The 22,605-nt window shown below is 68.6% G+C and carries 20 protein-coding genes; 9 read left to right on the top strand and 11 right to left on the bottom strand.

The genetic code is table 11. The features are described from left to right. From ENSA7_RS04780 to cmk, 10 genes are all read right to left on the bottom strand, one after another. Positions 1–714: response regulator transcription factor (locus ENSA7_RS04780; RefSeq protein WP_146157339.1), on the bottom strand; the 714-nt coding region annotated here is incomplete at its 3' end. Continuing rightward, the gene (locus ENSA7_RS04785; RefSeq protein WP_106088005.1) at positions 714–1,253 is read right to left on the bottom strand and encodes a chemotaxis protein CheW; all 540 of its coding nucleotides are present in this window, start codon (positions 1,251–1,253) and stop codon (positions 714–716) included. The genes ENSA7_RS04780 and ENSA7_RS04785, both read right to left, overlap by 1 nt. Continuing rightward, on the bottom strand, positions 1,250–1,822 hold the full coding sequence (locus ENSA7_RS04790; RefSeq protein WP_106088006.1) for a chemotaxis protein CheW: 573 nt from the start codon (positions 1,820–1,822) through the stop codon (positions 1,250–1,252). The genes ENSA7_RS04785 and ENSA7_RS04790 overlap by 4 nt, the downstream gene beginning before the upstream one ends. Next, positions 1,812–4,253, bottom strand: coding sequence for a chemotaxis protein CheA (locus ENSA7_RS04795; RefSeq protein ID WP_106088007.1), 2,442 nt, complete (start codon positions 4,251–4,253; stop codon positions 1,812–1,814). The genes ENSA7_RS04790 and ENSA7_RS04795 overlap by 11 nt, the downstream gene beginning before the upstream one ends. Next, positions 4,250–4,729 carry a response regulator gene (locus ENSA7_RS04800; RefSeq protein WP_244923714.1) on the bottom strand — a complete coding sequence of 160 codons (480 nt, stop codon included), beginning with the start codon at positions 4,727–4,729 and terminating at the stop codon, positions 4,250–4,252. Before ENSA7_RS04800 ends, ENSA7_RS04795 begins: the two co-directional genes overlap by 4 nt. A 127-nt stretch (positions 4,730–4,856) precedes the next feature. Next, on the bottom strand, positions 4,857–5,738 hold the full coding sequence (locus ENSA7_RS04805; RefSeq protein WP_181233161.1) for a M17 family peptidase N-terminal domain-containing protein: 882 nt from the start codon (positions 5,736–5,738) through the stop codon (positions 4,857–4,859). After that, on the bottom strand, positions 5,735–6,346 hold the full coding sequence (locus ENSA7_RS04810) for a transcription antitermination protein NusB (protein WP_181233163.1): 612 nt from the start codon (positions 6,344–6,346) through the stop codon (positions 5,735–5,737). Before ENSA7_RS04810 ends, ENSA7_RS04805 begins: the two co-directional genes overlap by 4 nt. Positions 6,347–6,369: 23 nt before the next feature. Next, complete coding sequence (gene ribH, locus ENSA7_RS04815) at positions 6,370–6,861, bottom strand: 6,7-dimethyl-8-ribityllumazine synthase (RefSeq protein ID WP_106088010.1); 492 nt, start codon at positions 6,859–6,861, stop codon at positions 6,370–6,372. A 457-nt stretch (positions 6,862–7,318) separates the two neighbouring features. Further along, the gene (locus ENSA7_RS04820) at positions 7,319–9,025 is read right to left on the bottom strand and encodes a 30S ribosomal protein S1 (RefSeq protein ID WP_106088011.1); all 1,707 of its coding nucleotides are present in this window, start codon (positions 9,023–9,025) and stop codon (positions 7,319–7,321) included. Between the two features lie 125 nt (positions 9,026–9,150). After that, complete coding sequence (gene cmk / locus ENSA7_RS04825; RefSeq protein WP_106088012.1) at positions 9,151–9,882, bottom strand: (d)CMP kinase; 732 nt, start codon at positions 9,880–9,882, stop codon at positions 9,151–9,153. Between the two features lie 157 nt (positions 9,883–10,039). Between cmk and ENSA7_RS43190 the strand changes: the two genes are divergently transcribed. From ENSA7_RS43190 to ENSA7_RS04865, 8 genes are all read left to right on the top strand, one after another. Then, positions 10,040–10,237 (top strand): DUF4266 domain-containing protein, encoded by a 198-nt coding sequence (locus ENSA7_RS43190; protein ID WP_181233165.1) that lies wholly within the window; start codon positions 10,040–10,042, stop codon positions 10,235–10,237. A gap of 18 nt (positions 10,238–10,255) precedes the next feature. Next, the gene (locus tag ENSA7_RS04835) at positions 10,256–11,488 is read left to right on the top strand and encodes a DUF3570 domain-containing protein (RefSeq protein ID WP_106088013.1); all 1,233 of its coding nucleotides are present in this window, start codon (positions 10,256–10,258) and stop codon (positions 11,486–11,488) included. Positions 11,489–11,513: 25 nt separating this feature from the next. Beyond that, positions 11,514–12,527 carry a peptidylprolyl isomerase gene (locus ENSA7_RS04840; protein WP_106088014.1) on the top strand — a complete coding sequence of 338 codons (1,014 nt, stop codon included), beginning with the start codon at positions 11,514–11,516 and terminating at the stop codon, positions 12,525–12,527. A gap of 3 nt (positions 12,528–12,530) precedes the next feature. Continuing rightward, positions 12,531–12,935, top strand: a complete 405-nt coding sequence (locus tag ENSA7_RS04845) for a roadblock/LC7 domain-containing protein (RefSeq protein ID WP_146157340.1) — start codon at positions 12,531–12,533, stop codon at positions 12,933–12,935. Between the two features lie 142 nt (positions 12,936–13,077). Further along, positions 13,078–13,365: a YfhL family 4Fe-4S dicluster ferredoxin gene (locus ENSA7_RS04850; protein ID WP_106088016.1), complete on the top strand. Its 288-nt coding sequence runs from the start codon at positions 13,078–13,080 to the stop codon at positions 13,363–13,365. After that, entirely contained in the window at positions 13,362–14,489 is a 1,128-nt protein-coding gene (locus ENSA7_RS04855; RefSeq protein WP_106088017.1) for a lysylphosphatidylglycerol synthase transmembrane domain-containing protein, read from the top strand. Before ENSA7_RS04850 ends, ENSA7_RS04855 begins: the two co-directional genes overlap by 4 nt. Next, positions 14,489–15,541 carry a lysylphosphatidylglycerol synthase transmembrane domain-containing protein gene (locus ENSA7_RS04860; RefSeq protein WP_106088018.1) on the top strand — a complete coding sequence of 351 codons (1,053 nt, stop codon included), beginning with the start codon at positions 14,489–14,491 and terminating at the stop codon, positions 15,539–15,541. The genes ENSA7_RS04855 and ENSA7_RS04860 overlap by 1 nt, the downstream gene beginning before the upstream one ends. Further along, complete coding sequence (locus ENSA7_RS04865; protein WP_106088019.1) at positions 15,534–16,259, top strand: queuosine precursor transporter; 726 nt, start codon at positions 15,534–15,536, stop codon at positions 16,257–16,259. The genes ENSA7_RS04860 and ENSA7_RS04865 overlap by 8 nt, the downstream gene beginning before the upstream one ends. An 11-nt stretch (positions 16,260–16,270) precedes the next feature. Here the strand turns inward: ENSA7_RS04865 and ENSA7_RS04870 are convergent, their stop codons facing one another. Further along, positions 16,271–20,401, bottom strand: a complete 4,131-nt coding sequence (locus tag ENSA7_RS04870) for a chromosome segregation protein SMC (RefSeq protein ID WP_106088020.1) — start codon at positions 20,399–20,401, stop codon at positions 16,271–16,273. Positions 20,402–20,727: 326 nt separating this feature from the next. Between ENSA7_RS04870 and ftsY the strand changes: the two genes are divergently transcribed. Beyond that, positions 20,728–22,419 (top strand): signal recognition particle-docking protein FtsY, encoded by a 1,692-nt coding sequence (gene ftsY / locus ENSA7_RS43195; protein ID WP_106088021.1) that lies wholly within the window; start codon positions 20,728–20,730, stop codon positions 22,417–22,419. The last annotated feature ends 186 nt before the right edge of the window (positions 22,420–22,605 follow it).

A 22,605-nucleotide genomic window follows, 5' to 3' on the forward strand; every position in this document is an offset into this window, starting at 1 on the left:
ACCCCGAACCTGGTCCCGGACCCGAGCGAACAGATCGCGGGCCCCGTCGAGATCCCCGGCGACGGCCGCCAAAGCCTCTTCGATGCTGTCCGCCTCGGTGATCCGGTCGCCGTTGTAGAGCAGCAGATCGGCGACGATCAGCATCGCCAGGCCCTGCGGCGTCTGCTCGAGCAGGTGATCGTCGCCGCGCTCGTTGAGGGTGGCGAGCAGCTCCCGCAGGGTCTCGGCTGGCAGCTCCGAGTCGCGCAGGCCAAGGTGGGCGCGCAGGCGGTTGGGCAGGTGATCGCCGAGGTGATGGATCTCGACGTAGTCGTCGGCGCCATACAGCCGCCGGGGCTGGCGCTTGTAGCTGGTCCGCCGAAACACCGACGCGACCAGGATCACGACCTTGACCCCCGCCTCGCGGGCGACCCCCGTGAGCTCGAACCCGAGCGCGCCAGGCAGCGCCACGTCGACGACCAGGGCGTCCCAGCTGCTCGAGCTCAAGGCCGCCTCGATGTCGCCCGAGTCCGATCCGATCGCGACGTCGAATCCGTGCGCGTCGAGGATCCGCTGAGCCGCGCCCGCGATCACCGGGCCCCCATGTCCAAGCAGCACCCGCGGTCGCGTGCCGTTCGAGCCCGATCCGCTCGAGCCCGATCCGCTCGAGCCCGATTCGTTCGAACCCGATCGGCGCGAGACCGGAGGCGGGTTGGCCTGGGACGGGTTGCTCATCAACGCGACCTGTCGCTCCCGCTGCTCGCCCCGATCAGTCCGTCGAGGTTGACCACGAAGACCACGTCGTTGTCGATCTTGCACACGCCCGAGAAGAAGTCCTCGCCGTCATCGCCGATCGCCGCGCTCAGCATCGACGGGGCCGGGCGCACCTCTTCGGAGTCGACTCGCAGCTCACCGAGGACCTTGTCGACCTTGAGCCCGACGATCCGGCCCTTGACGCTGACGATGATCAGCTTGTTGAACGGGACCGCGGCCTCGTCGATCGCGACGTTGAAGCGCTTGCGCAGATCGATGACGGGGATCACGACGCCGCGCAGGGTGATCACCCCCTCGATGATCGGGGGCGCGTGCGGGACCGGGCGGGTCGGATATGGGGCGGCCTGAATGACCTCCTTGATCCGCATGATGTCGATCCCGTAGAGCCCACCGCCGACGAAGAAGCCGGCGAGCTTGAGCTGATCTTGGCCCTTGGGGGCCTCTTCGTCGTCCCACGCCGTGGTCGCGCCGCGGGGGCTGCTGCCAATCTCGCTCGTCACTGCAGGACACGCTCCCTTCGGAACTTGGCCTCGAGAAAGTCGCGCTCGGCCAGCACGGTCTCGAGATCGAGGATGATGATCAGCCGCCCGCGATGCCGACCGAGCCCCAGGATGAAGTCGGCGCGGGTGCTGCCGATCCCGCCGGGCGTGTTCTCCATGTCTTCGGGGGGCAACGAGATGACCTCGAGCACGCGGTCGACCACGATACCGTGCTGATCGTCGTCATGGCGGACAATCAGCACGCGGGTCTCGCGGCCGCGGATCACGGTGCCGAGCCGAAGCCGCTGGACCAGATCGATGACCGGCATGACCGAGCCACGCATGTTGCCGATCCCGATCACGAACTCGGCGGTGCGAGGGACCGGGGTGGTCGGGAACACCGTCGAGATCTCGACGATCTGCTCGATCGGCAGGCCGTAGATCTCACCGCGGATCATGAAGGTCACGTAGCGCAGCAGGTCGCTGCGCATTTCACGCTTGTAGCCGTGCTCGTAGTCGGCCTCGGTCGCGACCTGGTCGCCCGTCACGGCCAGCAGCGCCTGCCACAGCTCGTCGTCATCAGTAGCCATGATCGCCCCAGCCTCCGTGCTCTTTGCCGCGCCCGACGGACATCGTCGAGAACACCCCAATACCTTCGCTCGCGCCGCCGCTGCCGATCCCTGCGACCGCCGCCTCGACGCCGCCGACCGCCTCGCCGACCAGGGTGCCGACGTCGAGCAACAGCACCGTGCGGTTGTCTCCGAGCTCGGTCGCGCCCGCGATCCCTGGCACCTGGCGCAGGGCCTTGCCGATCGGCTTGATCACCACGTCTTGTTGCCCGAGCAGCTCGTCGACGACCAGGCCGACGCGGTGCTGCGCGAGGCCGACCACGACCACGTACAGGCGATCGTAGAACATCCGGCGATCGGCCTCGCGGCCGTCGGGCTCGAGATCGAACACCCGCGACAGGTGGACCAGGGGCAGCGTGCGACCGCGGACCGAGACGACCTCGTGGCCCTCGATCGTCTGGATCTCGTCGGTCTGGACCATGATCGACTCGAGCACCGAGTTGAGCGGGATGCAGAAGGTCTGGCCCGCGGTCTCGATCACCAGCGCCTGAATGATCGCCAGGGTGACCGGCAACGTGATGCGGAACCGCGACCCTCGGCCCGGCTCCGACGCGACGTCGATCATGCCCGAGAGCCGCGAGATGTTGGTCTTGACCACGTCCATGCCGAACCCGCGGCCCGAGACCTCGGTCGCGGCCTCGCGGGTGCTGAACCCCGGCGTGAAGATCAGGTTGATCGCCTGCGAGGCGTTGATGTCACGGGCCTCGTCGCGGGTCAGCACGCCCTTGTCGATCGCCTTGTCTCGGATGAAGCGCCAGTCCATGCCCTGGCCGTCGTCGGTCATCTCGATGACCACGCGGTTGCCCTTTTGGTAGGCCGACAGCGACACGCGCCCGGCCCTTGGCTTGCCCACCGCGACCCGCTCGGCCGGCTTCTCGATGCCGTGGTCGATCGCGTTGCGGATCATGTGCATCAGCGGATCGCTGAGCTCTTCCACGATCAGCTTGTCGAGCTCCGTCTCGGCCCCCGAGATCGCCAGGCGGACGTCCTTGGCCGACTCGCGGCTCATGTTGCGAACCACCCGGGCGAGCTTGTCGAACACCTGCCCGAGCGGGACCATGCGCACCTCGAGGATCCCCTGCTGAAGCAGCCCGAGCCGCCGGTTCATGACCCGCAGCTGATCTTGGAACTCGCGCGCCTGCTCGACCGGCGTCTCGCTGCGCTGCATTCGATCGACGGTCGCGGCGAGGTTGGCGTGGACCAGCGCGAGCTCGCCGACCAGGTTCATGAGGTGGTCGAGCCGCCGCAGATCGACGCGGACGGTCTGGCTGAGGCTCTTGAGGCTGGCCTGCTCGCCCCCTTCATCGTGGATGTCGTCGGGCCCGCGGCCACCCTCCGGCCCCGGCCGACGGCCACCGCCGCCGTCCTGACCACCGCCGCCGCCGCCTTGCCCGCCGCCACCGCTCGCACTGGGCCGTGCAGCCGGCCTGGACGCCGCGCCGTCTGGCGCGGACGCTGACCTGGCAGGCGTGCTCGGCGGGCCCATCATGGCCGCTGGGCTCGCGCCGTAGACCTCGTCTTGCTCGGGAAACTCGTCCTCATCGACGGCTTCGACCCGGACCTTGGCGCGGGGCCTCGGCGCCGGTTGTGGCTCGGGCTCGGGCTCGGGCTCCGGCGCAGACGCTCGAGCTTGCGGCGTGGTCTTGCTGATCACGATCCGCTCGCCGGTCCCGAGCGCCTCGACGATCACGCCCTCTTCGCCGATCCCCTCGGCGATGACCGTGAGGCTCTGCTTCGAGCCCACGAGGATGTCGAGCTCGATGCGGTCGTCGCTCGAGCCGTCGGCGCTCGGCAGGTAGGTGATGACCTCGCCGTGAGTCTTGAGCTTGCTCTTGAGCGCCTCGATCCCGACGTCGATCGCCATCAGGTCGAAGCTCGCGTGGACCCGGAAGATCCGCCGACTCAGGCGCACGTTCTCGCGCAGGCGGTGCTCTTCGTACTCGGTCAGCACGCTGAGGATCGAGTCGTCGAGCCACGACAGCGGGTTCTCGTCGACCGGCTCCGGGCGCTCGGACAGCGCCGCGAGCCGGGTGAGGAAGGGTCGAACGTCGACGACGTTGACGGCGCCAGGGTGGACGGCGCTGGCGAGCAGCTGCTGAAACAGCTCGACGGACTCGAACATGAGATCGAGCGCGCCATGGTTGAGCGGCAGCTTGCCGAGCCGCAGCGCGTCGAGGGTGGTCTCGAGCTCGTGGCTGAGATCGACGATCTCGTTGACGCCGGACAGCGAGGACAGGCCCTTGAGCGTGTGGACCGACCGGAATGATCCGTTGAGCAGGTCTGGGTCGTAGTCGTCGCCGTCTTTGATCTGTCCTTCGATCTCGAGCAGCTGGCGCGAGAAGGTCTCGATGATCTCCTGCGCCTCCGACACGAACTCGGGCGAATCACTCACGGACTCTCACCCCCACTCCCAGATCCTGAGCCAGATCCTGAGCCAGATCCTGAGCCAGATCCTGAGCCAGCGCTCGCAGCCGCGTCTGGGCCGAGATCCGGACGCGGCGTCTCGACGGCCTGGCGGATCGCCGCGAGGAACTCTTCGGGGGTGAACGGCTTGGCGACGAACGACGACGCGCCCGCGGACATGGCCCGATCCTTGTCGACCGCGGAGGCTTCGCTGCTGATCACGATCAGCGGGGTGTTGGCGTGGCGGGGGGTCTGGCGCACGAATCGGGTCAGCTCGATCCCGCTGACGTCCGGCATGTTGATGTCGGTGACGATCAACCCGAACAAGTCGCGGGGCAGCGCCCTCAGGGCGTCGAAGCCATTCCCGACCTCGTGCACTTCGTAGCCCCCCTCGGCTTCGAGGATCGAACTCACGTAGTCACGCATCGCTCGTGAGTCCTCGACCAAAAGCACTTGGGTCGGCATCGCGCCAAAGTATAGGGCGAGCGGCGGCGTTCGTGGGAGTTTGCGGGCGTTCGGTCCCCAGGGCGGAGCAGAGCGCTTGGACACGTCAGCGCGGCCGGCCGCGGTGCGACACCGCTCCCACAACGTGTCAGGTGTGCAGGCTCGCGCCGCCCCGAGCTGGTCGCGGAGGGCCGCTGAGGACTCGCCGCAGCCGGGCCACGACCGCCTGATCGACAGCGACCCACCAGCGCGCGGTCGTCACATCCGGGTCGGGGCTCGGCTCGGGCGACTCCAGCGCAGCGACGACCGGCTGCTCGTCATCCGACAGACCTGGCCGGTCACCGTCCGATCCCGAGTCCGCAGACGGTGGTTCTGCATCTGGATCGGGCGTCGATTCCGTCGGCGGCTCGTCGACCCCTGCCCCGCTCGAGCCCGCGCTCGCGCCCGGGTCGGGCTCGGGCTCGGGCTCGGGCTCGGGATCCGGGATCGCCGCGAGCTGCTCGATCTCGATCAGCAGGCCCTCGAACAGGGCCTCGGTCAGCGCGCGGTCGATCCCCACGGTCGGTAGCGCGATCAGCACGGTGCGCGCTTGCAACCCGGTGGAGATCTTCACCAGCTGCTCGGCCACGGTGCGCGCTCGCGCCTCGTCAAAGCTGGCCCGGTCACCGAGTCCGACGAGCACCAGCCGCTCGATTGGCAGTCTTCGGTCGCAGGGCACCAGCACCTGCTCGCCCGCGGCGGCCGTGCAGAAGCCCGAGCGCACCAAGCCCGAGAGCCGGCCCGAGCCTCGCCAGTCGATCAAGCCCGCGAGCCCGAGCAGCGGTCGCTCGTCGCTGAACACTGGGACCAGGCCAAGGTCCACGCGGACTCGCTCGCCGTCGGCACCGGGGCGGTCGGCGTGCTCGTCAGCCTCGGTCGGGATCTCATCGAGCGGCAGGTCGTCGAGCGTCACGCCGTCGAGCAGCGCGCGCTCGAGCACCTCGACGCGGATCAGCTGAACGAGATGGCCCGGCGGGATCGCTCGGATCACGTCGTGCTCCCCAATTTCGAAACGGACTCCGAGGTGGACTCCGCGGCCGACTCCGCGGCCGACTCCGCGGCCGACTCCGCCTCGCTCGCGACCGCGTCGCGCAGCGACTGCGCCAGCGCCTCGGCCAGCCCGTTGACGAAGGTCGCCGAGCGCTCGGCCCCGTAGCGCGCGGCGAGCCGGACGACCTCGGCGACCACGACGTTGCGTGGGGTCTTCTCGCCGCGCAGCTCGACCACGCACAGGCGCAGCAAGTTACGGTCGACCCGATCCATTCGGGCGAGCCGCCAGCGCTGCGACGCGCGCTCGATCGTCGCGTCGACCGACGACGTGTCGGCCACGTACGCCTCGGTCAGCCGCCGGGCCCAGCGACCCGCGACGCCGTCATCGAGCAGCTCGCGGAGCTCGACGGCGAGGATCGACCCGATGAATTCGTCGCCGACCTCGAGGGTTGGTGGCTCGCGCCAGAACAGCTCGGCAGCCTCGCGCTCCTCACCTGGGTGGGACTCGAGGTGGCAGAGGATCCACAGCGCCAGCTCGCGCCCGCGCGAGCGCCCCGGCGGCCCCTTCGAGCCCGCTGCGCGCGAAGGCTTGGCGTCGTGTTCGACCATGCTCGTCATGCTACCCGACCCGCTCAGAGCTTCTCGATCGCCAGGTACAGCCGGGCCTGCTCGATCGCCGCCATCGCCGCCTCGGCGCCCTTGTTGCCGGCCTTGGCCCCCGCGCGGTTGATCGCCTGCTCGAGCGTCTCGGTGGTCAGGACCCCGAACGCGACGGGCTTGCGGTGCCGCTGCCCAGCCGAGGCCAGGCCCTTGGCCGCCTGCGCGGCGATCAGATCGAAGTGGATCGTGTCGCCGCGGATCAGGCAGCCAAGCGCGATCACGGCGTCGAACCTGCCGCTCGCCAGCACCTTGTCGGCCAGCATCGGCAGCTCATAGCTGCCCGGGGTGCGAAACACCACCACGTCGCTGGGCTTGGCCCCGCTGCGGACCAGCGCATCGACAGCGCCGTCGAGCAGCGGCTCCGTCACGATCGCGTTGAAGCGCGCCACGAGCACCCCGAAGCGCAGCCCAGTCGCATCGAGCGAGCCCTCCACGATCTGAACCTTGGACGATCCCCCCTGCATGCGCCCCCAATAACGCTTTTTTTCAGCGCGGGCCAGGCTGCTTTAGGCGCGGGCCAGGCTTCTGGCCCGCTTGCGGACGACTCGGTTGACAGAGCCGTTGGCGGGAAGCGAACTGGCACGTTGGACCGGTACTTCTCATCCTGCCTCCACACATTTGCATCCGTGGTGCGCGCGCCACGGACGCATCCCGCTCGCATGCAGATGAGTGGAGGCGGGATGAGAAGCGGCGGTCCAACGTGCCAGTTCGCTTCCCTCTGACGTCCCTATTCAGCCGAGTCGTCCGCAAGCGGGCCAGAAGCCTGGCCCGCGCCTAAAACAGCCTGGCCCGCGCCTAAAACAGCCTGGCCCGCGCCTAAAACAGCCTGGCCCGAGCTGAAAAAAAACCAGCCGGGTCGTTTGACCTGGCTGGTTCGTGTCTGCGAGCGGGTCAGAAGGCTGACCCGAGCTGAGGACAGGCCTAGCTCTTCTTGTACTTGTCCGACATCAGGTCGGCGAGGGTTGCCCCTGCCTCGCTGACGTTGGCGAAGCCCTGGGCGTCGGCCAGGTCGTCCTGGCGGCGGGCGCTCTTGATCGACAGGCCGATCTTGCGCTCCTGGGCGTCGAGCTGGATGACCTCGGCGCGCATGGTCTGGCCGGGCTCGAGCACCTGGCGTGGATCTTCGATCCGCTCTTCGCTGATCTCCGAGATGTGGATCAGGCCTTCGACGCCGGGGATGATCTCGGCGAACGCACCGAAGTCGGTGAGCTTGAGGATCTTGACCTCGGTGACCTTGCCGATCGGGAACTCGTAGGGCACGCGGTCCCACGGGTCGCTCGACAGCTGCTTGATGCCCAGGCTGATCTTGGGCTTCTCGCCGGTGTTGTCGATGTTCAACACGGCCGCTTGGACCTCGTCACCCTTCTTGAACAGATCGGAGGGGTGGCGGACCCGCTGCGTCCAGCTGAGGTCCGTGATGTGGACCAAGCCGTCGATGCCGGGCTCGAGCTCCACGAACACGCCGAAGTCGGCGATGTTGCGGATCACACCCTGGACCACGGTCCCGGGCGGGTACTTCTCGAGCACCTTCTCGTAGGGGTTCTCCTCGAGCTGCTTCATGCCCAACGAGATCCGGTTTTGCGAGACGTCGATGTCGAGCACCACGGCCGTGACCTCGTTGCCGAGGTTGATGACCTGCTTGGGGTTCTTGACCTGGCGCGTCCACGACATCTCGGACACGTGGACGAGACCCTCGATGCCCTCTTCGAGCTCGACGAAGGCGCCGTAGTCCTTGATGCTGACCACCTTGCCCTGAACGACCGTGCCGGGGATGTACTTCTCCTCGGCGTTGATCCACGGGTCGGGGGTGATCTGCTTGAGGCCAAGGCTGACGCGCTCGGACTCGCTGTTGAACTTCAGGACCTTGACCTTGACCTTGTCGCCGACCTGGAACAGCTCGGACGGATGGTTGATCCGGCCCCAGCTCATGTCGGTGATGTGGAGCAGGCCGTCGATGCCGCCAAGATCGATGAAGGCGCCGTAGTCGGTCAGGTTCTTGACCTGGCCTTCGACGATCTGACCTTCGGCGAGCTTGTTGAGCGTGTCGGTCTTGAGCTCGGCGCGCTCGGCTTCGAGCAGCACCCGACGCGAGAGCACGATATTGCCCCGGCGCTTGTTGAACTTGATGATCTTGAAGTCGAGCTCTTGGGCCAAGAACGCGTCGAGGTTCCGGACCGGGCGCAGGTCGACCTGGCTACCGGGCAGGAACGCCTTCACGCCGCCCTGCAGGGTCACGGACAAGCCGCCCTTGACCCGCGCTTGGATCTGGCCACGGACGATGCTGTCCTCCTCCATGGCGCTTTGGATCTCGTCCCAGACCTTGCGCTTGCGCGCCTTGTCCTTGGACAGCACGACCAGACCGTGAGCGTCCTCGGCGTGCTCGAGCAAGACTTCGGCCTCGTCGCCGATCTTGACGTTGATGTTGCCGTCTTCGTCGGCAAACTCGCGCAGCGGCACCTGGCCCTCGGCCTTGAGGCCGACATCGACCACCGCGTAATCGCCGATGATGTCGACGACGGTGCCCTTGACGATGCTGCCTTCTTTGACCTCGCTCGTATCGAGGAGCGACTGCTCGAGTAGATCGGCAAAACTCTCTTCGCCGACCTCGTGGGTGATGGGTTGTGTCATGTGGTTGCTGGAGTTCCTCTCTATGGGCGTCCCTCACCGAAGCAAAGCCGACGCGCTGGCCAAATCTGGCCGCGATGGCGCTAGGGTCGAGAGCCGGGGGAAGCTAGAGACTTCCGTGGCGCTGGTCAAGCCGGGGTCGGCCCGGCGGCCTGGATCGCCGCGACGATCTGGGCGACCACCGCGTCGATGTCGAGCTCGCTCGAGTCGATCAGCGCGGCGTCGTCGGCCTGCTGAAGTGGCGCGGTCTCGCGTGAGGAATCGCGCTGGTCTCGCTGTGCCATCTCCGACTCGACCTCACCGCGGCTGGCGACCGCACCGCTGGCGGTCAGCTCTTTGTGGCGCCGACTGGCCCGCGCCGAGCGCGTGGCTGTGAGGAAAAACTTGTGGGCCGCCTCGGGGAACACGACGGTGCCCATGTCCCGGCCCTCGGCCACGCAGCCGCGTCCAGCGGCCACCGACACCGCGGCAATGCCGCGCTGGATATCCAGGAGCGCCGCTCGGACGGCGGCGTGCTGCGACACCCGCGAGGCCCCCTCGGAGATCTCTGGCGCCCGGATCAGCCCCGTGACGTCGATCGGCGCGCGCTCGGGCGCGTCCACCGGGTTGAGGATCAACACCCGCTGGGGCGCGCCAGGCTGCTGCGGTGGCTGAAAATCGATGCGCAGCTGGGCAGCGATCTCCGCGAGCCCCGACTCGTCGTCCCAGTCGACGCCGCGGCCCCGCGCGAGCCAGGCCAAGCTGCGATAGATCGCGCCCGTGTCCAGCAGCGCGGCCCCGAACCGCTCGGCGATGCGGCGAGCGACCGTGCTCTTACCAGCACCTGCGGGGCCATCGATGACAATCAGCTCGGCCGGCATTCGCGGGAGGATAGCGACAGCTCGGCGCCAACGCGAACCACCGCGCCGATCCGTTCGGCGGTGCTCCGGGCGCGAGTTGCCCGCGGGTTCCAGCGCTTGCCGAGCGGTACTGAGGTCGGGCAGGCTCGCGGGGATGGCATCTCCTCTGCCTCGCGCTGTGCTTGCGCTGACTCTCGGCCTGGCCAGCAGCGCGTGCGTCACCGTCCAAGCCCACGAGCGTCAGCACCTCGCGCTGCCCTCGATGGATCCGGCGAGCCACGCGCTCGACGAACAATTTCTCAGTCACATCGAGTCCGCTCGCGAAGCCGGGTTCGGCGGGCACGGTGGCTCGGGTGGCGGCTGCGGCTGCGGCTGAGCCGAGCTCGGTGCGAGCATGAACGCAGTGCCATCCACTCGGGCCCGGGGTCCGGTCCGTCGATCGTCGCCGGTCGAGCGTCTCGGGCTCGCGCTGCTCGTGGCGCTGGTGCTCGCAGGATCGCTGACGCTGCCCGCGTCCAGCGTGCGCGCCGAAGATCGGGTCACGGTCCGCGGCAACTACTATCGCGAGACGTCGACCCGGGTGCTGCAGCCCATGGTCACGTTCCGCAAGGAGCTGCCCGACGAACGGTTCGCGCTCGAGACCGAGTACCTGCTCGACGTGATCTCGTCGGCCTCGATCGGCGCCGGGTCGGTCGAGCTCGGGGGCGATCGGGTGTTCACCGAGGCCCGCCACGAGGCCACGCTCCGCGCGATCACCAAGATCGAGGACTGGGGCGCGTCGGCGTCGTATCGGTTCTCGACCGAGACCGACTATCAGTCCAACAACTTCGGGGTCGGGCTGTCGCGTGAATTTTTGCAGCGCACCGCGAGCGTGTCGCTGAATTACTCGGCGACCTTCGACCGGGTCTACAAGATCGTCGACGCGTTCGGCATGCGGGCGCCGTGGACCTCGAGCGGCGACTCCAACCTGCTCTCGGTCCACTACCTCAACCTCGGCTACAGCCACGTGCTTCACGAGCAAGTGCTCGGCGGCGTCAACCTCGAGGGCATCTACGCCGCGGGTCCACAGGACAACCCCTACCGCCGGACCCGCGACGCGATGACCGAGCAGCACCCGCTGCTGCGGCGCCGCCTAGCCCCGGCGGTGTGGCTGCGCGCTCACATCCCTCCGGCCAAGATGACCCTCGAGCCGCACTACCGGTTCTACGCCGACGACTGGGGGATCACGGCCCACAGCGCCGACGCGCGCGTGCACTTTCGCGCGCACCGGGACCTCGCGCTGCGGGTGCGCTACCGCTACTACACCCAGACCCAGGCCAAGTTCTGGCGGGATGGGGGCGCCTACGCGCAGACCGACCCGTTCCGCACCGACGATCCCAAGATGGACGATTTTCGCTCGAACACCGTCGGTCTGGAGCTGACGTGGCATCTCGATAGCATCGCGAAATTCAAGGGGTTAGGATGGCTGGACGGTGCCTGGATCCAGGCCAACTACAACCATGTCTTCGTTCGCTGCGACGATCAGTCCCCGACGTGCATGGACCAAGACTTTGGCTATGGCACGGTTCGCTCGACCCGCTACGGCGACAACCGCTACGGCAACCTCGCGTTCTCCGTCGCGTTCTGATCGGCGTGGACGCGCGTGGGCCGGTTTGAGGGCCTGGGCCGCGGCCGCGCTGCTGGGACTCGGCGCCTGCGGCGACGACTCGGCCCGCGAGTCCGACATGGTCGCGCAGGTCAGCGGCGAGGGCCAGACGCTGGCGCTCGAGCGCGCGGTCGTCGAGCACCTCGCCCGCCGCGACGACATCAGCGAGGCCGAGGCCCAGGCGCGGGCCCTCTCGACCTTGCGCCTGGTCGCCGCCCGACGAGTCGAGCTCGGCGCCCGCGACCAACCACCGGAGCACCCCGACGAGCTCGACCCGGCCCGGCGTGAGCAGCTCGAGCGCGCGGCTCTGGTCCGGGTCTGGCTCGACGAGGTGTTCGAGCCCAGCCATCGCGCCGCCGACATCCCCCAGCGCGTCATCGACCAGAACATGGCCGACCCGTCGCGAACCCGGCGGCTGTTTCACCCCGAGCTGTGGTTCGTGTGCCAGGTGCTGATGGTCCCCACGCAGCCGGCCGACGGCACCTTCGTCAAGCCACCCAGTGAGGGCGAGGCGGCCCAACAGTGGCTCGCAGCCGCCAACGCGGCGTTCGCCCCGCTGGTCGCCCGGGTTCATCGGGTCGAGCCGGAGCTGGTCACCGAGGACGGCTGCGCGGTGCTCGGGCGGATCGTCGGCACCTCCGAGGTGACCTTCGCGGGCCCCGAGCAGGCCCCCGATGCGTCCATGATCGTCCGGTTCGAGCGGTTCGCGTTCGCGCCGAGCGACCCCGGAAATTTTGATCCGCAGTGGGTCGAAGCCGTCACCGCCGGGGCCGCCGGGCCGGGGGTCGTCGGTCCGTTCGCCACCGGGTTCGGCCTGCATCTGGTGGTCGTCACCAACATCGAGCCGGCTGCGTTCGCCGACGGCTCGCTGCCGGAGGCGCAGCTCCGCGCCGCTCGCGAGGCCCACCTGCGCGGCGAGATCGAGCACGCGTGGCAGGCCGATCAGCTGCAGCAGACCCTGGCCAAGATCCGCGATCGACGGGTCGTCAGGCTGTCACCCGAGCTCGAGCGAGGCCCGTGAGTGATGACCGATCGACAGGACGACGTGATCGATCGGGGCGTGAGCGAGTTTGGCGAGCTGCTCGGGGCCCTGCTCGAGCGCAACCCGGGCGCGCTCGGGGCCGTGCTGTCCGACGGCGTCGATGACACGATCGACACGGCCTACCGGCCCGCCGAGATCTCGAAGATCGACGTCTCGATCGCGGGCGCGCAGGTCGGCCAGCCGATGACGCACCTCAACATCTCCTCGATCATCTTCGGGCTCGGTCGCGCGCAGGTGGTGATCGAGACCGCCGAGTCGGTGCTGATCACCAAGGTGCTGTGGGAGAAGTACCTCCTGACCCTGATCCTGAACCGCCGAGCGAACTTCGCGCGGGCCATGCGAGACTTCGATGAGACCGCCGAGCAGCTCCTGGCCCTGCTGCGCTGAGCTCGCCTGCGCAGTCGTGCCGCTTGACGCCCATCACCCCATAGGTAGACTGCCGCACGCGTGACACCGGCTACCAACTGTCGGGTCAGCAAACCGGTCAGAGAACCGGTCAGAGAACCGGGTCAGTAACAAGGAGACACGAATGGCCACCCACATCACCGAAGAGTGCATCAACTGTGGCGCTTGCGAGCCCGAGTGCCCCAACGAGGCCATCTCCGAGGGCGACGAGATCTACGTCATCGATCCGAAGCTGTGCACCGAGTGCGTCGGCTTCCACGAGTACGAGGCGTGCCAAGCGGTCTGCCCGGTCGAGTGCTGCCTCCCGGATCCAAACATTCGCGAAGACGAGTCCGTGCTGATCGCCCGGGCCCGCGAGATCCACAAAGACAAGACCTTCGGCGACGACTTCCCGAGCCGCTTCAAGAAGTGAGGCCGGACGGGCCGAGCGCCCACGCCAAGATGAGCGACGGCAGGCGAAGCACCCAGCGACAGTGGTGGCTTCGTCTGTCGCTTTCGTTGGTCATTGGCGCGGGGTTTTGCTTCGCGCTGATCCGACGCATCGAGCTGGTCCCGCCTGATCCGTGGGTCCCCGCGTGGGTGCTGCCCAGCTACCTCGCCACGCTGGTCGCCTACTTCGTGTTTCGAGCTGGGCGCTGGCACTACTTGGTCGCACCGCTCGCCGATCCGCGCGAAGAGTCGATCGGACTGCGGACCACCCTGCCCGTGTCGATGGCGGGGACCATGTGGATCATGGTGTTGCCGCTGCGGCTCGGCGAGCTCGCGCGGCCCTTGTTCCTGGCCCAGAAGAGCAAGATCGGCGTTGGTCAGGCGCTCGGCACCGTCGCGATCGAGCGGGTCGTCGACGGCCTGTTCGTGTGCGGCCTGTTCTTCGCCTCGCTGCCGCTGCTGCCCGAGGTCCACGGCGAGCAGGCGCTCGCCGTCGAGCGCCTGCGCTCGCTCGGGCTGCTCGCCAGCGGCGGACTGTTCGCCGTGCTCGTGGTCCTGCTGGCGATGGCGCTGTCACCGGTCCGCGTGGGTCGGCTGGTCGCGGCGACGATCGGCCGGGTGATCCCCCGGCTCGCCGACAAGCTCGAGCTGCTCGCCCGCAGCGTCGCCGAGGGCCTCGCCGCGCTGCCCTCGGTCGCGCCGCTGCTCAAGTTCCTGGCCGGGACCGTCGCCTACTGGGGCGCAAACGCGCTCGGCACCTGGCTGCTCGCGCGTGGCTGCGGGCTCGACATCTCGTTCCCGGCCGCGCTCGCGATGATGTCGGTGCTCGGCATCTCGCTGCTGATCCCGGGCGGCCCCGGGCAGTTCGGCATCTTCCACTACGGCATGATCCTGGGCCTGAGCATGTTCGTGAGCGAAGCGGTGGTCCACGAGCAGGGCAGCGTGTTCATCTTTTGGATGTTCGTGACCCAGCTGAGCATGGGCGTGGTCCTGGGCGTCATCGCCCAGCGCATGCTCGCCCTCGACTGGCGGGCTACGCTCAGCGGGTCGCCCTCGGCGCCCCCCGACACCTCGCCCGGCACCGAGCCGAGTGACCCACACAGCTGATGACCAAGACGATCGACGAGCAGCTCGCGGCCACGGAGCGGCCGGCCCGGCGTCGACTCGAGGCCGCGCTGCGCTTCATCGTCGGCGCGGCCCTGTTCGTGGTGGTCCTGCGCTGGCTCGCGCCGAACTGGGGCGAGCTGGCCGCGAGCGTCGATCTTCACCTTGGCTGGGCCCTGGTCGGGGTGCTCGGGACCACGCTCGCGAGCTTCGTGACCGCCGCGCGCTGGCGGCTGCTGGCCGAAGTCATGGGCGGGACCAAGCTGCCCTTCGTCGCGTACTTCTACGGGCTCGTCGTCACCCGCCTGATCGGCCAGTTCACCTCGACGCTCGCCATGGACCTGGTTGGCCGCGGCATGGCCCTGCGCTCGGCCGGCAGCGAGCGCAGCCTCGGTCACGCCGCCACCCAGGTCGTGCTCGAGCGGATCTTCGACGCCGCGCTGCCGCTGGTGTTGCTGACCTGGGCGCTGTGCGTGCGCGACGGCTGGCTCCCGGTGAGCCCGCTCGTCAGCCTCGCGCTGTTCTGCCTGGGGTTCCTGGCCCTGGCGATCCCGCTGCTTCGGCCCGCCGTCGGCGTGGCCCTGCGCCTGTACTTGTGGCTGAAGCTGCGCGTCGCTCGATGGCGGCGCAAGCAGATCGAGACCGACTCCAAGCGAGAGCTCGACGCCGCGCCCACCGTCGACGCCGCGCTCGCGGCCAAGGTCGCGACCTACAGCCTGCTGCGCTTCGCCGCGGTCGTCGTCCAGTTCTGGGGCATCGCCCGCGCGGTCGGCATTCAGGTCAGCTGGGATCAAATGGCCGGGGCGACCCCGGTCGCGCAGCTCGCTGGCATGCTCGGGCTCACGCCTGGCGGGCTCGGGGTGCTCGAGGCCGGCTGGGTCGTCGGGCTCGGCTGGGTCGGCCTCGCCAGCGTCGCGATCAGCTTGTTCGTGCTCGCCCAGCGCGTCGGTGTGATCGCTTCCTTTGGTCTGCTCAGCGCGATCAGCTGGCCGCTGGCCAAGCGCGCCGCCCTGCCCGCTTCGATCCCCGCTGCGCCCCCCACCCCCGATGACTGAGCCACCCGATCATCTCCCGCGCATGCGCGGCGACGCCTACGAGCAGACCTACCTGGTCCTCGCGGGCCTGTTCATCGCCGCGCTGGTCGCCTGCAACCTGATCTTCCAGAAGTTTTTCATGGTCGAGATCCCGCTCCCGGGCGGGGGTACCCACGTGTTCCGCCAGTCCGTCGGGATCATCGCCTACCCGCTCACCTTCCTGGTCACCGACGTCCTCTCGGAGATCTACGGGGCCCGCCGCGCCAACCAGGTCGTGCTCGCGGGCCTCGTCGCCAGCATCTTCACCACCGGCCTCGTCGAGCTCGCGGATCTTGCCCCCAGCGCCGAGTTCGGGATCGGCAGCGAGACCTTTCACGGGGTGTTCGGCCTGTCCAAGGTCGCCGTGTTCGCGTCGATGATGGCCTACCTGACCGCCCAGTTCATCGACATCCGCCTGTTCCACTTCTGGAAGCGGGTGACGATGGGCAAGCACCTGTGGCTGCGCAACAACGCCTCGACGATCACTTCGCAGCTGGTCGACACCTTCGTGGTGCTCGCGCTGCTCGCCAGCTTCAGCGCGGCCGGGATCACCTGGGAGAACCTCCCCAAGCTGTTCCTCGACGGGCTGCTGTTCAAGTGGACGATCGCCCTGCTCGACACGCCGCTGTTCTACCTGGCCGTGCGCGCGCTCGAGCGCCGGTTTCCCGAGCAAGTCGCCGCGCTCGCGCAGGAGGCCTGAGCCCCAGCCAGCTAGCTGACCATCGCTTCTGCGATCGCGCGGCGCATGTTGACCGACACCAGCTTCGAGACGCCTCGCTGCTGCATGGTCACGCCGTAGAGCCGGTCCGCGATCTCCATCGTCCGCTTGTTGTGCGTGATGATGATGAACTGCGTGCCCTGGGCCAGCTCGCGGACCAGATCGCAGAATCGACCGACGTTGGCCTCGTCGAGCGGGGCGTCGACCTCGTCGAGCAAGCAAAACGGGCTGCTCTTGATCAGGAAGATCCCAAAGATCAGGCTGACGGCGGTCAGGGCCTTCTCGCCACCTGACAAGAGCTCGAGGTTGGCGACCTTCTTGCCGGGCGGCTGGGCCAGGATGTCGACGCCGGTCGTCAACATGTCGGTCGGATCCGTGAGCACCAGCTTGGCCTGACCGCCGTTGAACAGGCGCGGGAACAGGCGCTGGAACATCTCGTTGACGGCCGCGAAGGTCTCGGCGAACCGCTCCTTGGTCGTCGCGTTGATCCGATCGATCGCCTCTTGCAGCTGGTTGACCGCGTCCTCGAGATCCTTGCGCTGGCTCGACAGGTACTCGTAGCGACCCGAGACCTCCTCGTACTCGCCGATCGCCGTGAGGTTGACCTCGCCCATGCGCGACAAGATCCGCTTGAGCTCGCGGATCCGCTCACGCTCGCTCGCGGTCGCCAGCGCGCGGTCGTGGAAGTCGACCAGCATGGTGCGCAGCTCGACGTCGAAGCGATCACGAATGTCGGCCTCGAGGTGCTGGCGCTCGAGCACCAGCTCGCGCAGACCCAGCTCGACCTCTTGCAGCTGCTCGCGCTGATCCTCGAGCTGCCGCCGGCGATCCCGGATCGACAGCTCGAGCTCGTCGACGCGCAGCACCGCGGCGTCGTGGGCCTCGGCGGCGTCGTGCTTGGCCGCGGTCGTGAGCTTGTGTTGGTCGAGCAAGGTCGCGTGCTCGACGGCCATGGCCTCGACCGCCTCACCCAGGGTAGCGATCCGAGCGTCGGCCTCGTCGGCCGCCTCGCCCAGGCGGCGGGCCCGGTCGCGCTCGCTGGTGATCTGCTTGCCGAGCCGGAGCGCCGCCGAAGCCAGGGCGTTGCGCTGCTCTTGCCAGCTCGCGAGCGCGACCTTGATCTCGGTCAGCGAGGTGCTGACCTGCTCGCGGGCGTCGGCGAACACCTCGACGCGCTGCTCGACCTCGGCCGCCTCGTCCTCGAGCTCGGGGCTGCGCTCGCGCAGCTCGGCCAGCTCTTCCTCGAGATCCAGGCGCTCGGCCTGACGCTGCTCGAGGGTCAGCTCGAGCTCGGCGCGTCCCCGCTGCAGCTGCTCGACCTGGCGATGCAGGCGAACGCCCGCCTCTTCGATCGCCGAGACCTCGCGGACCGCGAGCACCCGGGCCTTCTCGGCCTCGAGCAGCTCGGCCTCGCCGACCTCGCGGCCACGCTCGACCTCGTCGAGCCGCTCGGCGAGGGCCTGGCGACGCTGCTGCGCGTCCGTCAGCGTGACCTCGAGCTCGGTGACGATCGCCTGCAGCTCCCCGATCTCGCGCTTTTGTTGGAGCAGCGCCGAGTCGATCGCGTCGCGGGAACCACCGACGACCACGCCGCTGGGCTCGATGCGATCGCCGTCGAGGGTCACCAGCGTGTGCGGGACCCGACCGGCCGCGGGCAGCTCGCGACGCAGGCGATGCCACAGCTCGAGCGCCCGCGCGAGCCGATCGACAACGACCGTCTCCCCGAGCAGGACCTCGACGAGATCATGCAGCTGCGGCTCGACCTCGACGAGCTCGCTGAGCCGGCCCACGACCCCCTCGACGCCGCGCAGGGCCCCCAGAGCGTCGGGCTTGGGCCCGGCGGGCTTGGCCGCGACCTCGAACGCAGCCGGTGCTGGCGCTGGCGCTGGCTCGATCAGCGGGGAGACCGGTGCCGCGTCCCCGAGCGAAGTCTGTGGTTCGCCCGCGGCGAGCGTTGATTCGGACGAGTCGTCGGCGGTGGTGTCGAGATCGATCTGTGCCGCGGCGTGCTCGATCGCGACCGAGTCTGCGTCCGGTGTCGAGATCCCCTGCTCGAGCTGATCTTCGATGGTTCGTTGCTCGACGGGCGCTGCAGCCCCAGCCGGATTGGCGACCGGATCGGTGACCAGATCGGAGACAAGATCGACGACCTCGATCCGCCCCGCCGACCCGCGCTCGGGCGCGCTCCAGCCGAGCGGCCGTCCGTCGCGTGGCGTCGCGTCCTCACCCGAGACCTGCTCGCGCGACCATCCGGACGAGACCGGCAAGAAGGTCGTGCGGCCCTCTTTGAGGTGCTTGAGCAGCTCCACGCCGCTGGCACCGGTGACCGGCGCGTCGACGACCACCCCCTGCAGCCGGTCACCGAGCACGGCGGAGACCGCCGACTCGAGGTGCGCGGGCGCGGTGATGAAGTCGGCCATGATCCCATGGATCCCATGGATCCCGTGGATCCCACGGACTCCAGGGCTGAGCGTCGGCCCAGCCGCGCCAGCGCCCAGCTCAGCCCCGTGCAGCCCCGCCGAAGCCGACAGCTGCGCGCCGTACTCCGCGAGCGCCTCTCGGTGCTCCATCACCACCTGCACGCCGCTCTGGCAGGCCTGGTAGCGCGACTGGATCTCTTCGAGCGACTGCAGCCGCGAGCGCGCGCGCATCAGCTCCTTGCGCGCCGTCTCGACCTCGACCTCGGCCGGGCGCAGCCGCTCGCGCAGCTCCACGCGCTCGCGATCCAAGCTGGATCGGCGCTCGCGGACGCCCTCGAGCCGCTCCACGATCTGCGTGAGCTCGGCCTGGGCGGCCTCGAGCCGGCTGGAGTCGCTGTCGGTGCTCTGCTCGAGCGCGCTGGCCTCGGCGGCCATGACCTCGGCCCGCTCGCGCAGCTCGGCCACGCTCTCGGTCCGCGACAGGATCGTGGCCTCGAGCGTGGCGCTGCGCTGCTGGGTGCGCGCGAGCTCGCGGCGGCGTTGCTCGAGCAGCTCCCGCTCGCTGCGAAGGCTGGCCGTGATCTCGTCGAGCTCGGCGCCGAGCCGGCTGGCCTGGGCCTCGAGCCCCTCGCCGCCGTCACCCTCACCGAGCGTGGCCTGCTGCTCCTTGACCTCGGCCAGCTCACGCTCGAGGCTGTCGGATCCACGCGTGACCGCGTCCCGCTCGGCGCGGCTCTGATCCGCCGAGCGGCGCAGCCCCTCTTGCTCCTGCAGCTTGTAGCGGCGGTCCTGCTCGATCAGCTGGATGCGGTTCTCTAGCTCGTAGAGGGCCTCTTGCTGACGCGAGAGCTCGGTCTCGACCTCGCGCAGCGCGACCCGATCGGCCTCGAGCCGGGTCTCGATCGCGGCCGAGTCGTGGCGCAGATCCTCGACCCGCTCGTCGAGCGCGGCGCGGCGCTGCTCGAGCACCCGGGCGGTCGCGCGCAGCTCGAGCAGCTTGTGGCTGGCGTTCCACAATTCGAGATCGCGCAGCTCGCTGCGATATCGCTTGTAGCGCTCGGCCTTCTGGGCCTGGCGCTTGAGCGTGCCCAGCCGGCCCTCGAGCTCACCGATCACGTCGGTGACCCGCAGCAGGTTCTGACGGGTCTGCTCGATCTTGCGCTCGGCCTGGTGCTTTTGCTGCTTGAACTTGGTGATCCCCGCGGCCTCGTCGATCACCTGGCGGCGGCTCTCGGGCTTGCTGGTGACGATCTGCGAGACCCGGCCCTGCTCGATGATCGAGTAGCCGCTCTTGGCCGAGACGCCGCTGCCCATCAACATGTCGTTGATGTCGCGGAGCCGGCACGGAACCTTGTTAATGAGGTACTCGCTGGCCCCGTCGCGGAACAACCGACGGGTGACCGCGATCTCCGAGAAGCGCATGAACGCGGCCGGGCTGTCGCCGCTGTTCTCGAACACGATCGTGACCTCGGCCATGCCGGCCGGTCCACGGGTGCTGGTGCCCGCGAAGATCACGTCGGCCATGCCGCTGCCGCGCAGGTGCTTGGCGCGCTGCTCGCCCAGACACCAGCGCATCGCGTCGACGATGTTGGACTTGCCGCAGCCGTTGGGGCCGATCACGCCCGTCACGTGGTCGTCGAGCACGACGACCTCTCGCTCGGCGAAGGACTTGAATCCGACGACCTCGATCTTCTTGATGCGCATGATGGTGGGCCGAGTCGTGTCCGTCGCGTGCTAGAGCCGCGCGAGCACGGGGATGTCAGGTAGCAGAGTCGGTGGCCCCCCGAAAAGGGTTCGACGTTCAGCATCCCCGAGCGGGCCGCAGGCTCCCCGCGAACGAGATTCTGGCGTCCTATGACGTGTCCCGGGGCGATCTCGTGGGTTCGCTCGCATGATGCTCGAAATGGGTGGGCCCGCCAGGCGAGATCTTAGCCGACGCGATCTCCCGCGAGATCCCCCCAGAGAAGCCGGATGCCGTGCCAGCGTTGACGAGGCGCGCCCCCGGTGGCCTACTGCCGCCCGGAAGCCCGATGGGACCTGGAGAGATCATCATCTATGTCGTCGTCGCGCTCGCCGTAGCCGCGATCGTCTGGTTTGTCGCGCGGCCGAAGCAAGCGCTCCCGCCCGCCGAGTCGCAAGATGCGCTGGGACCGGACAAGCAGGCTGCGCCCGCCGCAGAGCCGGACCGCGACGCGGCCGCCCCCGAACCCGAACCCGAACCGAAGCCCGAGCCAACGGCCGAGCCCAAGCCGGCCGAGCCCGAACAACCGGCCGAGCCCGAACAACCGGACGAGCCCGACGCAGCGGACGCAGCGGACGAGCCCGCGGCCAAGCCGGACGCCGAGCCGGACGCCACACCCGACGCTCCGCCAGCTGAGCCCGCTGCCGAAGATCCGTTCGCGGAGGCGCCGAAGCCCGCCGAGAAACCAGCGTTTCCGCGGTTCGCTCCGCCGCCGACCTTCTCACCGCCGCCGTCGATCAAGAAGCCGACGACGATCCCCCCGCTCACGCCGCCGGTCTCCGCTCCCGAGCCCGCCAAGCCAGAGCCCGCGCCCGAGCTCGCCAAACCAGAGCCCGCGCCCGAGCCCGCCAAGCCAGAGCCAGAGCTCGCCAAGCCAGAGCCAGAGCCAGAGCTCGCCAAGCCAGAGCCGGAGCCAGAGCCAGAGCCAGAGCCAGAGCGCGCGCCTGTTGCGATGCCGGTCGACAAGCCGAAGGTGGCGACTCGCGAAGAGCGCGAGCAGACCGAGCTCGAGAACAAGAAGTCCGAGCGGGACCGCTATCGTCAAGGCCTGAAGAAGACCAAGCGTGGGTTCGTCGCGCGGCTCGCCCGGCTGTTCAAGGGTCGGCCCAAGGTCAGCGACGATCTCAAGGATGACATCGAAGAGGTGCTGTTCACCGCCGACATCGGCGCCAAGACGGCGATGACCCTGCTCGAGTCCGTGACCGCGGAGCTCGACAAGAAGGAGGTCGCCGATCCCGACGCGGTGTGGGGGGTCATCCGCCAAAAGGCCCTCGATGTGCTCGAGATCGAGGCCAAGCCGCTCGACTACACGCCAGCGGTCGGCCCGTACACGCTCTTGATGATCGGGGTCAACGGCGTCGGCAAGACCACGACGATCGGCAAGCTCGCGGCCCGTCACGTCGAGGCCGGACGCAAGACCCTCATGGTCGCGGGCGACACCTTCCGTGCCGCCGCCGGCGAGCAGCTCGAGGTCTGGGCCCAGCGGGTCGGCTGTGACATCCACCTCGGCAAGGACGGCGCCGATCCAAGCTCGGTGTTGTTCGACGGGATCTCCAAGGGTCGCGAACAGGGCTACGACGTGATCTTGTGTGACACCGCGGGGCGACTGCACACCCGCAAGGAGCTGATGGACGAGCTCGGCAAGATGGGCCGCGCGGCGTCGAAGGCCCTGTCCAAGGGACGCGAGGAGCTCGAGCCGCACGACACCTTCTTGGTGCTCGACGCGACGATCGGCCAGAACGCGCTGGCGCAGGCCCAGCTGTTCAAGGAGACCATGAACTTCACCGGGCTGGTGCTCACCAAGCTCGACGGCACCGCGAAAGGTGGCGTCGTGCTCGGCGTCGTCGACGAGCTGCAGGTGCCGATCCGGTACATCGGGATTGGTGAGGCAGTCGATGATCTACGCCGCTTCGATCCCGAGGCATTTTGTGAGGTCCTGTTCAGGCCCGATGCCGAGGACGCCGAAAACGGGGAAGACTGATCACATGTCCCCGTGCGTGTTTTGCACTACTCGCGAAAGCGAGATCGGCCTCGCTCCTGGTGTCGAAACCATGTGCGAGGTCGCTTACGCCGGGTCCACCGGTCCAGCCCCCCAGATCTCCAATTTTTCTCATTATTTCAATAGCTTGCGCTACTGTGGACGAGTCCACTTCCACCGCTGACGGCG

The organism is Enhygromyxa salina, from assembly GCF_002994635.1.
In the GTDB taxonomy this organism is placed as follows: Bacteria; Myxococcota_A; Polyangia; order Nannocystales; family Nannocystaceae; genus Plesiocystis; species Plesiocystis salina_B.